This is a genomic window from Bacillus sp. FSL E2-8900 (assembly GCF_037966225.1).
In the GTDB taxonomy this organism is placed as follows: Bacteria; Bacillota; Bacilli; order Bacillales; family Bacillaceae_G; genus Bacillus_A; species Bacillus_A cereus.
Map to the genome: position 1 here is coordinate 3,800,308 of NZ_CP150193.1, position 15,951 is coordinate 3,816,258.

Genomic DNA, 15,951 nt, shown 5'->3' on the forward strand with positions numbered 1-15,951 from the left:
TTACTTTTTTATTTTTCCTTTTAATTGTTGAAAAGCTACTTTTCCGTTATCTTTGACATAGCTTTCAATTGTCGGTAGTGATGAACCTATCCATTCACACTCTATACTCCCATTCGGTCCAACAATTTTTAATTTATCTGGTATATGTATATTTAGAAATCTCGCTGACCGAATTAACTCAATAGCAATCTGATCACTTGAGGCTACAATTCCATCTATATACGGATTGTTTTGCAATAATGTAATAAATTGTTTATTTGTATACCCTTGTACACATTCTTCTCGATAAGAGATTCCTTCATCCCAAACAGCGTCTAAAAACCCTGCTATATGATCTTCCATTTCTTCACTTTCTTCTCCCTCACCGAAATATGCAAGAAAATGACACCCTTTCTCTTTTAATAAAGAAACAGCTCTCTGTCCACTTTCATAATAATTTCCATGTGATTGTTGCTCATCGATCACAACAAACGGAAATGGAATTTCTCCTACACTTTTAAAAACTGCTCTCGTCAAAATAACACCTGCAATGTTATTTTGCTTCAGCATATGTATGTATCTATCTTTATTCTCTATATTACAAATAATGATTTGATAGCCTTCTTTATATGCTATTTCCTCAATACAATGTAGCAAAGTGATGTTTGATTGGTTACATAAATTATCTACAAGTAATGCAATTATCGTTGAATTCTCTTTAAATAGTGGCTTCGCTGCACTGTTTGGCCTATAACGTAATTCTTCAATTGCTTCCTTTACTTGTTTTACTGTGTCCTCATGAACGTATCCTTTTTCATTAATAACTCGTGAAACGGTTGCGACTGAAACACCTGCCAATTTTGCAACATCACGTATAGTTGCCACATCGTCACCCCTTAATATGGTAATAGATTACAATTTTACGGTAACCTAAATTACACTATCCGTCAAGATTAATAACTCACATTTCTGAAAATTGTTACATCATTTCACTAAACGATACTCCAACTGAATTTCATGTAAAATTGGGATATTATCATATCCCATACGTGGAATTTCTTTCTTTATTTTTCGTGCCTCCTCTACCGCATTCACATATAAATTAGTCATTACAAAATTGCGCTTTTGGTAAAATCGTAACGCATTCATATTATCATTTGTTGTAATAAGCCAAACCTGTCTGCACCGTTCTTCTTCTGCAACTTGTAATACACAATCCACAAGTTTCGTCCCTATTCCTTTTCTTTCTTCAAAGCTATCTAGCGATACAATTTCGCATATATTTCCGGTCACTTCATACGTTATAATTCCGATTATTCTGTCATCTGAGAGCGCAACAAATCCTGGCAACTCTTCTAACTGATGTCCCTTACCACGTGAAACCATCAATGAACTTCCCCAGTTCTCACACATGAACATTCGGATTGTTTCTTTCATCGCTGGCGTAATTTTTTGTATATGCAGCATTTCCTATTTCTCCCCTTTTATATCATTGTGATACAATATAAGTGTATCACATGTAACGGTATTTGGAGGATGAGGTAAAGTATGAAACGTTTTTTTGCAGCATTGTTTACTATACTAGGTGCAATAACTGCCCTTGGGATTTTCTTTACAAATAAAGTGATGTACTTAAAGAAAAAAACAGAGGAAGAAGTACTCGAAAGAGAAACGAAAAAACATTTTCGTATAGAGGATTTTGATGCTCTTCATAAAGAAGAAATTCATATCCCTTCACAATTCGGATACGACCTTCACGGATATTACATTCCTGCTGGTCATTCCACCAATAAGTTTATGGTTTTTTGCCACGGTGTAACTGTAAATAAAATAAACTCTGTAAAATATGCAAACTTATTCTTAAAAAGGGGATATAACGTCCTCATTTACGATCATCGTCGTCATGGTAAAACTGGCGGAAAAACAACAAGCTATGGATACTATGAAAAACATGATTTAAAATCCGTAGTTGACTGGCTAAAAAACCGTTTTGGCACCAATATTACACTTGGTATTCATGGTGAATCTATGGGAGCTGCAACACTTCTTCAATACGCAGGACTTGTAGAAGATGGTGCTGATTTCTATATTGCAGATTGTCCTTTCTCTGATTTTCACGGACAATTACAGCACCGTTTAAAGGTTGAATTCCATCTACCAAAATGGCCTTTATTACCTTTAGCAAACGCATTTTTAAAAGTTCGTGACGGTTATACAATTCGTGAAGTTTCACCAATCGACTGTATAAAAAACATTAACAATCCCGTTCTCTTTATTCATAGTAAAGATGACGACTATATTTTAGCTGATATGACAAAAGCGTTATATGAAGCGAAAGAAAATAATAAGCAGCTTTATATTGCAGAACACGGTGCACACGCTTGCTCTTATAACGAAAATAAAGAAGAGTACGAAGCAGCCGTCGATCAATTTTTAAACACATATGTGAAAGAAACAAAAAACAGGCTTGCATAAGCCTGTTTTTTATTGCGCTAAAACGTCTGTAACTTGTTCCATATTTTCAGAAATCCATTGCATTGCATCATCTAACGTTGGGAATTCTGTCGTTTGAAATGTTACTTCATCTTGAAGTAACCAAACATCCTTTGCCTCTTGCCCTACACCTGCAATGGACCAATGTAACAAACTATATGGATGATTATCATTCAAAAATGATGCCCACGTGCGCTCATTTGCAATGTTTCGTAATGTATGTAATTGTTTATCCATCTCTCGTCACCTTACTCTAGTCAGTTATGAAAACTATTATAACACTCTCTTCTTTCTCAAACAAAGTGCTCTTTTTATATTGTCAAGCACTTCCCTTGATTATATGATGAAATTAAGCGTTTGGGAAGGAGGGATAACGTTGGCAAAAGTACAAATTAAAGTAAATGATAATGGCTCTTTTCGCGTTACAGGGGACGTGGAATTAGTCGACTCACAAGGGAATGTATTCCCAGCAAAACCGGCATTTTCTTTATGCCGTTGTGGTTTATCAAAAAATATGCCTTATTGCGACGCTTCGCATAAAGGTAAATTCGAGTCTGTTGTTAGAGCACCAGAGGCAGAATAATTTTACATGTGACATGCACATTTTTTTGTGCATGTTTTTTCTTTTTAGCAACTCCGTTATATCCCTTCTCCTTACAACATTTCTAATACTTTTATTTCCATTCCAGCCTGCATATATTTTCACACAATTCTTCACATTCGAATATTTTTTACTAGCCTTTTATTTTTTTTGTGCTATAATTTGAGCAAACAGCATCCTTCGGGGTCGGGTGAAATTCCCAACCGGCGGTGATGAAGTGAAAACTTCTAAGTCCGTGACCCGTTTTCAACTCGAAAACGGTGGATCTAGTGAAACTCTAGGGCCGACAGTATAGTCTGGATGGGAGAAGGATATGTTTCTAGTTTTTTATATAGTGAATACACTTTTATTTCAGTATGCATATTTTTAAAGATTCATTTTGATTCTTTATATATGTTTAATTTTCTATACTTATTTTTTATACTGAAATAAAAAGAGACAACTAGCGTTTAAAAATTCGATATTTTGCTAGGTTTTTTCCTTATGCAGAAATATCAATTATCGTTAGGTTTCTTTCCTATGCTTTCGTATTCAAACTATATTTCTAGAAATCACGTCTCCCAAACCCCAAGGATATTAAATCCTTGGGGTTTTTTGATTTTTTTAGGAGAGGTGAAGAAAATGACAGATCAAGAATATATGAGGATTGCCCTGCAGTTAGCAGAAGGGACATCAGGACAAACAAGTCCAAATCCTATGGTTGGTGCTGTTGTTGTAAAAGATGGAAACATCGTTGGTATGGGGGCTCATTTACGAGCTGGTGAAGAACACGCAGAAGTTCATGCCCTTCAAATGGCTGGTCAGAACGCCAAAGACGCTACCGTTTATGTAACACTGGAACCGTGTAGCCACTTTGGAAAAACACCACCTTGTTGTGAATTGCTCATCGAAAAAGGAGTTAAGCGTGTTGTAATTGCTACTCTCGATTGTAATCCGCTCGTTTCTGGTAACGGAAAAAGAAGATTAGAGGAAGCTAGAATTGAAGTAACTACCGGTGTTCTTGAAGCAGAAGCAGTTTTATTAAATCGCTACTTTTTTCACTACATGAAAACGAAGCGCCCTTTTGTAACAATCAAAACAGCGATGAGCTTAGATGGAAAAACAGCAACTGTAACTGGTGAAAGTAAGTGGATTACAGGTGAAGAAGCACGTGCTGATGTTCACCAATATCGCCATACACATGATGCAATTCTTGTTGGAGTGAATACAGTTATAGCTGATAATCCTCATTTAACAACAAGAATTCCAAATGGTGGGAAACATCCTATTCGCGTTGTTTTAGATACCCATTTACGAACGCCACCATCTTCTCATGTTATAACAGATGGTTTAGCACCGACATGGATTATTGTCGGTAAGGATGTAAAGAAAGAGAAGATATCTTCTTATGAATCTAAAAATATAGCTATATTCCAAATGGAAACGAAGCATATAGAAATCGAGGACCTTCTTTCCTTTCTTGGAGAGAAACAAATTCTTTCTCTATTCGTTGAAGGTGGCCAATCGATTCATGCAAGTTTCTTAAAAACAAACAATTTTAATGAAATTGTAACCTATATAAGCCCGAAATTAATTGGTGGGAAAGATGCTCCTACTTTATTTGGAGGAAATGGTTTTTCAAAATTACAAGATGCGCTTTCCTTGAAAATTCAAGAGATGAAACAAATTGGTGATGATATAAAAATCGTTGCGAATGCCCGAAACGAGGTGACGAAATGTTTACAGGAATTGTAGAAGAATTAGGAACGATAGCAAACATGCAACAAAGCGGAGAAGCGATGAAATTAACGATTCATGCAAAGAAAATTTTATCAGATGTTCACTTAGGTGATAGTATCGCGGTTAACGGTATTTGCTTAACTGTAACAAACTTTACAACTACTTCATTTACAGTTGATGCAATGCCTGAAACGATGCAGTCGACATCACTTCGCATGCTTAAACCGCACTCTAAAGTAAATTTAGAGCGAGCAATGGCTGCAAACGGACGATTCGGTGGACATTTCGTTTCAGGACATATTGATGGAATCGGAACGATTTTAAATAAAAAACAACATTACAATGCCGTCTATTACAAAATAGCAATTTCTGATGACCTGCTGCGCTATTGTTTGCAGAAAGGGTCCATTGCTGTTGATGGAACGAGTTTAACGATATTTGATATAGACGAATCTTCCATAACGATTTCACTCATCCCGCACACAGTAAGCGAATCTGTCATTGGAGAAAAAAATGCCGGAGATATCGTAAACATTGAGTGTGACATGATTGGTAAATATATCGAACGCTTTATTACTAAACCTACAAAACGAGTAGGTTCAATGACCGAAAGCTTTTTACAAGAAAACGGATTTCTATAAGGGGGAAGCACAATGTTTCATCGTATTGAAGAAGCTCTAGAAGATTTAAAAAAAGGTAAAGTCGTTATCGTATGTGATGATGAAAACCGAGAAAATGAAGGCGATTTTATTGCTTTAGCAGAGTACATTACACCAGAAACAATTAATTTTATGATTACACATGGCCGTGGTCTCGTTTGTGTACCGATTACGGAAGGGTACGCAGAACGTCTACAATTAGAACCAATGGTATCTCATAATACAGATTCACATCATACTGCGTTTACAGTGAGCATTGACCATGTCTCTACAACAACAGGGATTAGCGCTCACGAACGTGCAACTACGATACAAGAATTGTTAAACCCCGCATCAAAAGGCGCTGATTTCAATCGACCTGGACATATCTTTCCATTAATTGCGAAAGAAGGCGGTGTCCTGCGTCGTGCAGGTCATACAGAAGCTGCTGTTGATTTAGCAAAGCTATGCGGTGCCGAACCAGCTGGAGTTATTTGCGAGATTATAAATGAGGACGGCACGATGGCACGTGTACCTGATTTAATAGAATGCGCAAAACAATTTGATATAAAAATGATTACAATAGAAGATTTAATTGCTTACCGCCGCCATCATGAAACACTTGTGACGAGAGAAGTGGAAATTACATTACCTACAGATTTCGGTACTTTCCACGCAATTGGCTATTCTAACTCATTAGATACGAAAGAACATATCGCACTTGTAAAAGGTGATATTTCAACAGGTGAACCGGTACTTGTGCGTGTTCATTCTGAATGCTTAACAGGAGATGTATTCGGTTCACATCGCTGCGATTGCGGACCACAACTCCATGCAGCACTTGCTCAAATTGAGCGTGAAGGAAAAGGTGTTCTTCTTTATATGAGGCAAGAAGGAAGAGGCATTGGGCTTCTTAATAAGCTTCGTGCTTATAAATTACAAGAAGAAGGATTCGATACTGTAGAAGCAAATGAAAAACTCGGCTTCCCTGCTGATCTTCGTGATTACGGTATCGGTGCTCAAATATTAAAAGATTTAGGTTTACAGAGTTTACGATTATTAACGAATAACCCAAGAAAAATTGCTGGCTTACAAGGTTACGATTTAGAAGTAATCGAGCGTGTACCGTTGCAAATGCCAGCAAAAGAAGAGAATAAATCGTATTTACAAACGAAAGTAAACAAATTAGGACACTTACTAAACTTATAATTAAAGGAGAGATTTATTATGGTATTCGAAGGTCATTTAGTTGGTACAGGATTAAAAGTTGGAGTTGTTGTTGGACGTTTTAACGAATTTATTACAAGTAAGTTACTTGGCGGCGCTTTAGACGGATTAAAGCGTCACGGTGTAGAAGAAAGTGATATTGATGTTGCTTGGGTTCCTGGTGCATTTGAAATTCCTTTAATCGCTAAAAAGATGGCTAGTAGCGGAAAGTATGATGCTGTTATTACATTAGGTACTGTAATCCGAGGTGCTACAACTCACTACGATTACGTTTGTAATGAAGTAGCAAAAGGTGTTGCGTCTTTATCACTACAAATGGACATCCCAGTTATTTTCGGCGTATTAACGACAGAAACAATTGAACAAGCGATTGAACGCGCAGGTACGAAAGCTGGTAATAAAGGATATGAATCAGCTGTTGCTGCAATTGAAATGGCTCACTTATCAAAACAATGGGCATAAAAAAAGAGGCTACGGCCTCTTTTTATTTTTTCACCTTTTTTTGTACATCTTTTATTAATTCATTCATCGTTTTTCCTTCTGTTTTTATATGAAGAGCTTGTGCTGTTCTCCATACATTCTCTCTTTTTTTCGCTTCTTCTATAATAGTAATTTCTTTTCTAACTTCCTTTAAATCTTTTCCTTCCGTTTTCAATCCAAAATGTTCAGCTTTCGTTCGAAAGTGTTGTTCGATTCTTTGTTGCATCTCTTTTTGTTCAGGATTTTCAGCAGCCTTAACTGGATCAGAACTTATTGCTTTTATTAAAATTAAACAAGTCATAATCGCTAATATGTATTTGTACATGTAAAATCCTCCAACCCAATATAAATTACATATTTACTATGTACAACTAGGGCTTGGAAAATTCGTCCACAAAAATTCTTTTTTTCGTTCAAAAACCAATAGTAACAGGCGTTCACAACTATTTATTACATTTTATTTACAAAAAAAGCAAACCCTTTTACAAGTTTGCTTTTTCATCTATCTTATAATGCACACTCTTCAATCTCAAATCCTAAATCTGCAATCATACCCCAGTCTGCAGTCGGCTCTTGTCCAGCTGTCGTTAAGTAGTCCCCGACAAAAATAGAATTCGCTGCAAATAAACCGATTGGCTGTACAGAACGTAAATTGATTTCACGTCCTCCTGAAATACGAATTTCTTTTGTCGGGTTTACAAAACGCATCATTGCCAGTACTTTTAAACATTCTACTGGCGTTAACTCTTTTTGCCCTTCAAGAGGTGTCCCCTTTACAGCAACAAGGAAATTACAAGGGATAGAATCTGCATCTATACGTTGTAATTCAAATGCAATTTCAGCACGCTCTTCAATTGTTTCTCCCATGCCAAAAATCGCTCCAGAGCATGGGGAAATGCCCGCTTGTTTTGCTTTTTGAACTGTATCAACACGATCATCATACGTATGAGTTGAACAAATACTATCGTAATTATTTGCATGTGTATTTAAGTTGTGGTTATAACGGTGCACGCCTGCTTCCGCTAAACGTCCTGCTTGATCTTCATTTAAGAAACCTAAACAACAACAAATCTTCAAGTCTGTCGTTTCACGAATTTCCTTAACTGCTCCAATTACGTGATTTACCTCTTTATCCGTCGGACGACGACCAGACGCTACAATACAATATGTACCTGCTTTACGGCGTATTGCTTCATGTGCCCCTTCTACAATCTTCTCCTGCGTTAACCATGCATATTTATCAATCGGTGCTTCTGAAATAATAGACTGTGAGCAATATCCACAATCTTCAGGACATAATCCAGATTTCGTATTAATAATCATATTCAATTTTACTTTCTTACCAAAGTGATGATGGCGAATAATGTAAGCTGCATTCATAATTTCTAAAACTTCTGTATCATCAGCTTCTAATATCGCTATTGCATCTTCTTTCGTAATCATTTTCTCTTCCACTACGTCGTATGCAAGTTTTTTCCAATCCCTTTTTGTTTGTACTTGTTTCATTTCATCTCTTCCCCTCTTTTGTTATATGTATAAATAAAGCATGATACGTTGCCATTATCCCTTCATTTCCCGTGAAGTCTCTTTCGTATATGCGTAGCATCGCACGAAAGAGTGAGGGACTTTGACAATATGATCCTTCATTGCTATTAGTTGCTCCTACTTTTCGAATAGAATGCAGAAACTCCTTAACTTCTGTAAAACTCTCTATGTAACATGTTTCAGAAACATGCACATCTCCTGTTTCTATCTTACATATATGAAGCAACTGATCTTTTGAATAAAAACGTTGACCAATCGATGTTTCATTTTTTATATTTCTTTCTTCTTTCGCACGTTGGAACGAAGCATGCAATTCTTGAAATGTTTCATGTCCAAACGTTGAAAAGAGTAATATCCCATCTATAGACAAATGTTGAAATAAATTTCTTAACACTTGTTGTAAATTATTTAACCATTGAAATGTAGCATTTGAAATAATGACATCATATGATTCTTCTAATCGTAATCGCTCAATATCTTCACAGTGAAACGTTACATTTTTTACATTTTGTCTAGTTTGCGCAATCGCAATCATACTTTCAGCAAAATCAACTGCTGTAATATGTGATTTCGGAAATAACTTTGATAATTGCTCTGTTACATACCCCGTCCCGCATCCTAGTTCTAAAATACGTATTGATGCCGTTTCACTATATCGTTCCTTTAAGATTGAAAGTAATGAATGTGCCATCTTTTTTTGTACATTTGCATATCGATCGTAAGATACGGCTGCCCCATTAAACCGTTTTTGTAGTAACGTTTTGTTGATCATGTCGTATCCCCTCTACAAATTGAATTATTTCATTTGCGCAATATTCAAAATTCGTCACACATAATGCATGCCCTGCTTCACTTACTACTTTCAGCTCGCTGCTGCTATTTTCCGTCATACTACGTGCCGCAGACAATGGGCATATTACATCCTGTTCTCCGTGAATAAGTAGTATAGGTACTTTAATTTCTTTTAGTTCTTCTCTCATATCTGTTTCTATTAAATAATCTAAACCTAGTTGTAAAGACTGAATAGAATCACCTTTAAAACGGTCTACAATGTCTTCAAAGTTTTTATTCTCTTTTAGCTCATCTTTCGTAAACATATTTTCATAAAACCGCTTGAGCGTATCTTCTTTCCTTCTCGCCAAATTCCTTTTCAGCCGTTCTACATGCAAAGCATTCCATCCGTTACTGTAATCGCTCGTATTTGTAAATTTAGCAGTACCACCAATTAATACGATGCCTTTTGCCTGAATCTTTTTATAAGCTTCAACTGCTGCTAACGCTCCTAGTGACCATCCAACCAATATTACGTTGTCATTATGCGCTACATCTATAATTCGTTCCGCAAATTCACTTCGTTCTTTCACATTACGCCAATCTATGCATTGAACAGAATATCCTTTAAAATACGGAAGTACTAAATCCCAAATATTCTCTTCCATTCCCCATCCGGGGATAAAAATAATCTTTAGCTCATTCATACGAAAAGCTCCTCTTCTTTCGCAATGTGGATAATTCGGTCAATAGCCCATTTTAAATCAGCTATTGTATGTTGCGATGTAACTGCAAAGCGAATTCGAGAACTATGAACCGGCACAGTTGGCGGACGAATTGCAATAGCCGCAATCCCTGCCCCTTGCAACCTTTTACTAAACCGTAAAGCATGTTCATTTGAACCGACTACAATCGGTACAATATGAGTTGAACTATTTCCAATATCAAAACCAGCATCCCTTAATTTAGTTCTGAAGTATTCTCCGTTTGCTATAAGGTTCTCTCTTCTTTCGTTATCTTCTTTTACAATTTCAATTGCTTTTTGCACTGCTCCTAACGTACTTGGTGGTAAGGCTGTAGTAAAAATAAAGCTTCTCATCATATTTTGTAAATACTCTATATAAATTTCATCACCTGTCAAATACGCACCATAACACCCTAAAGCCTTGCTAAACGTCCCCATATGTATATCAATTTTTTGAGAAAGATTTTTTTCTATATGAGATAACCCAGCTCCGCCGATTCCATATATTCCACTCGCATGTGCTTCATCGACTATAATGATTGCCCCGTATTTCTCTTTCAGCTGTACTAAATCTCTCAAATACGCAGTATCACCGTCCATACTAAAAACGGTATCTGTTACGATTAATTTCCTTTTTTCAGGCGAAGCCATTTTCAACAACTTCTCTAAATGATCCAAATCATTATGACGATACCTTTTATGCTCTGCCCCGCTTAATATGATTCCATCAACAATACTTGCGTGATTTAACTTATCACTAAAAACAATATCGTGCCGAGAGGCTAAAGAAGATATGGCACCTATATTTGCCGTATACCCACTATTTACAATTAAAGCTCTTTCAGTACCTTTCCAGTCACATATGCTTCTCTCAACCTCTTCATATAATAGATGATTTCCTACAACGAGACGAGAGGCAGTCGCTCCAGTTCCATATCTTTTTGTACAGGCAATAGCAGCTTCTTTTAACCTTTCATCTCCAGCTAACCCTAAATAATTATTTGACGCTAAATTTAACATCCTTTTTTTATCTCGAATAAGCCAAGTCTCTTCTGCCTTCTCTGTTACATGCAAATCACGATACTGCCCTTGCTCATGTAATTGTTGTAATTTACATTGAAGGTGCGCCCGCCACGTTTGATTCATTTTGGATAAACTCCTCTAATTTTGAAATCATAATATGTTCTTTTGCAGATTCTAATACTTCTTCTTTCGTAAACTCACCTGCAAAGAATGGTAATAATCCTAAAACTGGTACCCCGCTCAGCTCTTCAATCATCTCTTTATTTTCTTGCACTCTTTCCATTTCACATTCTTTGCAACCTGATAAAATGACACCCGCTACGGTTAAGCCATGCGCCTTTGCGTAAGCAATCGTTAACACTGTATGATTTACTGTTCCTAATGTAGGACGAGCTACTACAATAAGAGGCAACTGTAATTCTTTTGCAAAATCAATTACTAAAGCATCTTCTGTATATGGGACAGCAAGCCCACCTGCTCCTTCTACAAATAAGCTATTAAACTCTTTTAATAGTCCATTATAGTAATCAGTAATTTCTTTTAACTTTACTACTCTTCCAGCTCTTTTCATGGCAAGTCTCGGAGCAAGTGGTTCTTCAATAGAATAAGGGCAAATTTCATTTTCTTGTGTCGGTACACCTGATAATGATTTTAACCTTGCCGCATCTCCCTCAGGGTTTGATGCAACATGCCCACTTTGCAACGGTTTATATACCCCTACGTTATATCCTAATTCTCTAAATACACCTGCTATAGCACCTGCAACTACTGTTTTTCCAACTTCAGTATCAGTTGCTGTTATGAAAAAACCACTCATTATTCTCCCTCCGTAACATCCGAGATTGCCTTATATAAAATGCGTAACATATCATCAATCTCTTCAAAAGTAGAAGCAAGTGGCGGCATAAATACAATCGTGTTACCTAGCGGTCGTAAAATCATACCCAGCTCTCTTGAGCGTTTACATACTTGAACACCGACTCTCTCTGTCCAGTCAAACGCTTCTTTCGTTTCCTTATTCTTCACAAGCTCAATACCAACCATTAATCCGCACTGACGAATATCACCTACATGTTTATAAGCAAAGAGCTTTTCTAATTGCGCTGCCACATAATCCGTTTTACGTGCCACTTCTTCTATTAAATTTGTTTTTTCATATAGTTCTAGATTCGCGATTGCTACGGCACACCCTAACGGATTGCCTGTGTAGCTATGTCCATGGAAAAATGTTTTTTGTTCTTCATATTCTCCTAAGAAGGCATTATATATTTCATCTGTCGTTACCGTAACTGCAATTGGTAAATATCCACCTGTTAAACCTTTCCCAGCAGTTAAAATGTCTGGCGTCACATTTTCATGTTCACAAGCAAACATTTTCCCTGTACGCCCAAATCCAGTTGCTACCTCATCTGTAATAAATAATACATTGTACTTAGTACATAAATCGCGCAGTCCTTTTAAATATCCTTTTGGCATTGTAATCATCCCGCCAGCACCTTGCATTAATGGCTCTACAATGATGGCAGCTACTTCTTCATGCTTTTCTTTCAACAATTCTTCCATTTCTTCTAAATGGCTTTTTACAATTTCCTCCTTATTATTTCCGTAAGGAGAACGATATGTATATGGATACGGCATTTTAATCGCATCAAATAAGAGCGAACTATACACTTGGTGAAACAAGTCTATTGCTCCTACTGAAACAGCTCCAATTGTATCACCGTGATATGCTTCTTTTAATGTAACGAATCTTTGTTTCTTTGGTTTCCCTTTATGCTGCCAATATTGGAAAGCCATCTTAATTGCAATTTCAACAGCGGTAGAACCTGAATCAGAATAGAATACCTTCTTCAATCCATCTGGTACAACCTCAATAATTTTTTCTGCTAATAAAATAGATGGAACGTTAGCAAGTCCTAGCATAGTAGAATGAGCAATTTTATTTAATTGCTCACGAATTGCTTCATCTAATTCCGGTACTTGATGTCCGTGAACATTTAACCATATAGATGAAACACCATCCCAATATTCATTACCATTTACATCGTATAGCTTTCTTCCCTCTCCACGTTCAATAATGACAGGATCTTCTTCTAAATAATCTTTCATTTGTGTAAATGGGTGCCATACGTAAGCTTTATTTTTCTCTGCTAATTCTTCATATGTATAAGATGATTTTTCAATCGTTTTACTATTTATTGTCACAATTGTCACCCCTAATGTTAACTTGTTTACAAATAAAGTTAACATTAAATCTGAATGACTGTCAATTATTTTAAAATCAAATAGTTCTTAAAAAAGAACAACTTATCATACGATAAGTTGTTCTACTTTCCATGCTGTATCTTTCCAATTTCTAAAATAATTTCTTCATCTTTTTTTCCCTCTGTATTAATTCCAAGCTGCTTCGCATGCTCAATTAATAAATCATGACGCTGCTCAAATCTAGCCTTATTTACTTCTTTCGTAATTTCTTCTTTTGTTTTTCCATCACTAGAAACCCCTAGTTTCGTAGCTGCTTTCTCCATCGACTTCTTCTCTTCCGCTTCTTTCGCTTTCTTCACTTCTGACTGCTGTACTTGCTTTTGCTTCGCTTGCTCTGATTCAGCTGCAAAAGCTGTGTAAATGCCAGCACTTCCGCCAATGACTAGTAAGGTGGTAAAAAGAATTATTTTTTTCTTCACTCTTTCCTCCCCTTTCAAATTCATTATAACGCACATTTTTTAGTGTTAAAACCTATCTCCTTTATTTCCCTAAAAAAATATCACATATTTTTATTGACATGTATGATGAATATATGATAAAAATTTAACTAACATCATATGAATCGGCGTTGATAGGATTTAGTAGTATTTCGATTTCTGATTTCAGAGAGCTGGTGGTCGGTGCGAACCAGTACAGAGCGAATTATGAATTACCCCCTGGAGCTTCTTTTACGAAACGTAAGGAGTAGTGAAAGACGGTTATAGACCGTTATGTCTAAAGAGTGGTGAAACGAAACTGTTTCACAATTTAGGGTGGTACCGCGAATTTTTCGTCCCTGCATATATTGCAGGGGCGTTTTTATTTTATAAGCGCATATCATATGACCCTTTATTTTGTGATACATTCATTTCACAAGCTAGGGTGGTACCGCGATTTCTTCGTCCCTGCATAATTATATGCAGGGACGTTTTTTTATCCAATCATTTCCGTATCATATAGAAGGACTAACAATTACCGGTAATTTGTCACAAAATTCTAAATTTTAGAAGGAAATATACAATATTGGCGAATTTTATATAAAAAAGAGCTATTTCACATTACTTAGGAGGGGAAAACAATGGTTTCAAAAATTGAGTCTGTTCTTTTAACAATTTTTATCTTTTTCTGTATTGGTTTTAGTGTTATTCAATTAGAAGTTTCACCACACATCCCAATTTTATTTGGTATCGTTCTTTTATTAGCATTTGGATTCTTGAAGAAAATCTCTTGGTCTACTATGGAGAAAGGGATGATTAGTAGTATTTCAGCTGGCATTCCATCTATATTTATTTTCTTACTTGTAGGCGTATTAATTAGCGTTTGGATCGCAGCTGGAACTATTCCCACTTTAATGGTATACGGCTTCCAACTTGTATCTCCAAAAATTTTCGTTCCAACTGTTTTTGTTGTTTGTGCAATTGTTGGAACGAGTATCGGTAGTGCATTTACAACTGCTGCAACTGTAGGACTTGCCTTTATGGGAATGGGTACTGCCCTTGGATACGATCCAGCTCTTATTGCTGGTGCAATTATTTCTGGTGCATTCTTCGGAGATAAAATGTCTCCTTTATCTGATACAACAAACTTAGCGCCTGCTGTAACAGGTGTAGATTTATTTGAACATATTCGTAACATGCTTTGGACAACAGTGCCAGCTTTCATTATTGCTTTTATCGCATTTTTCATTTTAGGAAGCGGATCTGGTGGAAACGTTGATTTCTCAGCATTTATTAACACACTAGAAAAAAATGCAACGATTTCTATCGTTACACTGATTCCTATTTTATTACTGTTCCTATTCGCATTTAAAAAGGTACCCGCAGTTCCAACATTACTTGCAGGAATTGTGGTAGGGATTATTATTCTCTTTATTTTTAAACCTAGCACTTCTTTAGCTGATTTAATAAAAATTATGCAAGACGGTTACGTTTCTAAAACTGGTATCAAAGACATTGACAGCTTATTATCTCGCGGTGGCCTGCAAAGTATGATGATGTCAATTGCTCTTATTTTCCTAGCTCTTTGTATGGGAGGATTATTACAAGGAATGGGTATTATAGCGCAGCTGATGAATATTATCTCTAGCTTCGTAAAAACTAGTACACGCTTAATTATTTCTACTGCTTCAACTGCAATTGGTGTAAACTTCTTACTCGGTGAGCAGTACTTATCCATCGTTTTAACAGGACAAGCATTTGCTAATAAATACGATGAAGTCGGTTTAGAACGTCGTAATTTATCACGAGTATTAGAAGATGCTGGTACAGTAATTAATCCACTCGTACCATGGGGTGTAAGTGGCGTATTCTTAACAAACGTTCTTAGCGTTCCAACATTCGATTACCTGCCATACGCAATCTTCTGTTTAGCATGTCCAGTCGTAACCATTATCGTCGGCTTTACTGGATTCGGTCTTTCATGGAAAAAAGAAAAAGCAGTACCAGTTTCATAATATAACAAAAAGGATTACCAAATCGGTAATCCTT

Annotated in this window: 18 protein-coding genes, 1 riboswitch and 1 other annotated feature; of the genes, 7 read left to right on the forward strand and 11 right to left on the reverse strand. The window is 36.4% G+C overall.

Annotated elements, in window-relative coordinates:
- Complete coding sequence (locus tag NST90_RS19350) at positions 1-864, reverse strand: LacI family DNA-binding transcriptional regulator (RefSeq protein WP_000201346.1); 864 nt, start codon at positions 862-864, stop codon at positions 1-3.
- Between the two features lie 99 nt (positions 865-963).
- Entirely contained in the window at positions 964-1,446 is a 483-nt protein-coding gene (locus NST90_RS19355; RefSeq protein WP_000902435.1) for a GNAT family N-acetyltransferase, read from the reverse strand.
- 81 nt (positions 1,447-1,527) lie between these two features.
- Here NST90_RS19355 and NST90_RS19360 point away from each other — a divergent pair, with 81 nt between their 5' ends.
- Positions 1,528-2,454: an alpha/beta hydrolase gene (locus tag NST90_RS19360; protein ID WP_000819234.1), complete on the forward strand. Its 927-nt coding sequence runs from the start codon at positions 1,528-1,530 to the stop codon at positions 2,452-2,454.
- A 9-nt stretch (positions 2,455-2,463) separates the two neighbouring features.
- Here NST90_RS19360 and NST90_RS19365 read toward each other — a convergent pair whose 3' ends face one another.
- A complete protein-coding gene (locus NST90_RS19365; protein ID WP_000360793.1) occupies positions 2,464-2,709 on the reverse strand; it encodes a DUF2552 family protein in 246 nt (81 codons plus the stop codon).
- 139 nt (positions 2,710-2,848) lie between these two features.
- On the opposite strand from NST90_RS19365, the gene NST90_RS19370 reads away from it, so the two are divergent.
- The 5 genes from NST90_RS19370 to ribH all read left to right on the forward strand — a co-directional run bounded on the left by NST90_RS19370 (position 2,849) and on the right by ribH (position 7,119).
- Positions 2,849-3,055 carry a CDGSH iron-sulfur domain-containing protein gene (locus NST90_RS19370; protein WP_001151582.1) on the forward strand — a complete coding sequence of 69 codons (207 nt, stop codon included), beginning with the start codon at positions 2,849-2,851 and terminating at the stop codon, positions 3,053-3,055.
- A 190-nt stretch (positions 3,056-3,245) separates the two neighbouring features.
- Positions 3,246-3,389, forward strand: a riboswitch (FMN riboswitch).
- Between the two features lie 305 nt (positions 3,390-3,694).
- Positions 3,695-4,807, forward strand: coding sequence for a bifunctional diaminohydroxyphosphoribosylaminopyrimidine deaminase/5-amino-6-(5-phosphoribosylamino)uracil reductase RibD (gene ribD, locus NST90_RS19375; protein ID WP_000131988.1), 1,113 nt, complete (start codon positions 3,695-3,697; stop codon positions 4,805-4,807).
- Positions 4,789-5,433: a riboflavin synthase subunit alpha gene (ribE, locus tag NST90_RS19380; protein WP_000493900.1), complete on the forward strand. Its 645-nt coding sequence runs from the start codon at positions 4,789-4,791 to the stop codon at positions 5,431-5,433. Before ribD ends, ribE begins: the two co-directional genes overlap by 19 nt.
- 12 nt (positions 5,434-5,445) lie before the next feature.
- Entirely contained in the window at positions 5,446-6,639 is a 1,194-nt protein-coding gene (ribBA, locus tag NST90_RS19385; protein WP_000468975.1) for a bifunctional 3,4-dihydroxy-2-butanone 4-phosphate synthase/GTP cyclohydrolase II, read from the forward strand.
- Between the two features lie 18 nt (positions 6,640-6,657).
- Positions 6,658-7,119, forward strand: coding sequence for a 6,7-dimethyl-8-ribityllumazine synthase (ribH, locus tag NST90_RS19390; RefSeq protein WP_000230899.1), 462 nt, complete (start codon positions 6,658-6,660; stop codon positions 7,117-7,119).
- A 22-nt stretch (positions 7,120-7,141) separates the two neighbouring features.
- Here ribH and NST90_RS19395 read toward each other — a convergent pair whose 3' ends face one another.
- From NST90_RS19395 to NST90_RS19430, 8 genes are all read right to left on the reverse strand, one after another.
- Complete coding sequence (locus NST90_RS19395) at positions 7,142-7,462, reverse strand: hypothetical protein (RefSeq protein ID WP_000280032.1); 321 nt, start codon at positions 7,460-7,462, stop codon at positions 7,142-7,144.
- Positions 7,463-7,644: 182 nt separating this feature from the next.
- On the reverse strand, positions 7,645-8,643 hold the full coding sequence (bioB, locus tag NST90_RS19400; RefSeq protein WP_000815856.1) for a biotin synthase: 999 nt from the start codon (positions 8,641-8,643) through the stop codon (positions 7,645-7,647).
- Position 8,644: 1 nt separating this feature from the next.
- Positions 8,645-9,454, reverse strand: coding sequence for a malonyl-ACP O-methyltransferase BioC (bioC, locus tag NST90_RS19405; RefSeq protein WP_000608914.1), 810 nt, complete (start codon positions 9,452-9,454; stop codon positions 8,645-8,647).
- Positions 9,420-10,160: an alpha/beta hydrolase gene (locus NST90_RS19410; protein WP_001004172.1), complete on the reverse strand. Its 741-nt coding sequence runs from the start codon at positions 10,158-10,160 to the stop codon at positions 9,420-9,422. The genes bioC and NST90_RS19410 overlap by 35 nt, the downstream gene beginning before the upstream one ends.
- Entirely contained in the window at positions 10,157-11,344 is a 1,188-nt protein-coding gene (gene bioF / locus NST90_RS19415; RefSeq protein ID WP_001077286.1) for an 8-amino-7-oxononanoate synthase, read from the reverse strand. The genes NST90_RS19410 and bioF overlap by 4 nt, the downstream gene beginning before the upstream one ends.
- Positions 11,310-12,038: a dethiobiotin synthase gene (gene bioD / locus NST90_RS19420; protein ID WP_000012476.1), complete on the reverse strand. Its 729-nt coding sequence runs from the start codon at positions 12,036-12,038 to the stop codon at positions 11,310-11,312. The genes bioF and bioD overlap by 35 nt, the downstream gene beginning before the upstream one ends.
- Positions 12,038-13,471, reverse strand: coding sequence for an adenosylmethionine--8-amino-7-oxononanoate transaminase (bioA, locus tag NST90_RS19425; RefSeq protein WP_044307303.1), 1,434 nt, complete (start codon positions 13,469-13,471; stop codon positions 12,038-12,040). The genes bioD and bioA overlap by 1 nt, the downstream gene beginning before the upstream one ends.
- A gap of 77 nt (positions 13,472-13,548) precedes the next feature.
- The gene (locus NST90_RS19430) at positions 13,549-13,905 is read right to left on the reverse strand and encodes a hypothetical protein (RefSeq protein ID WP_000726896.1); all 357 of its coding nucleotides are present in this window, start codon (positions 13,903-13,905) and stop codon (positions 13,549-13,551) included.
- 140 nt (positions 13,906-14,045) lie between these two features.
- Positions 14,046-14,266 (forward strand) — a binding site (T-box leader).
- A gap of 277 nt (positions 14,267-14,543) precedes the next feature.
- Between NST90_RS19430 and nhaC the strand changes: the two genes are divergently transcribed.
- Complete coding sequence (nhaC, locus tag NST90_RS19435; protein ID WP_000253730.1) at positions 14,544-15,917, forward strand: Na+/H+ antiporter NhaC; 1,374 nt, start codon at positions 14,544-14,546, stop codon at positions 15,915-15,917.
- The last annotated feature ends 34 nt before the right edge of the window (positions 15,918-15,951 follow it).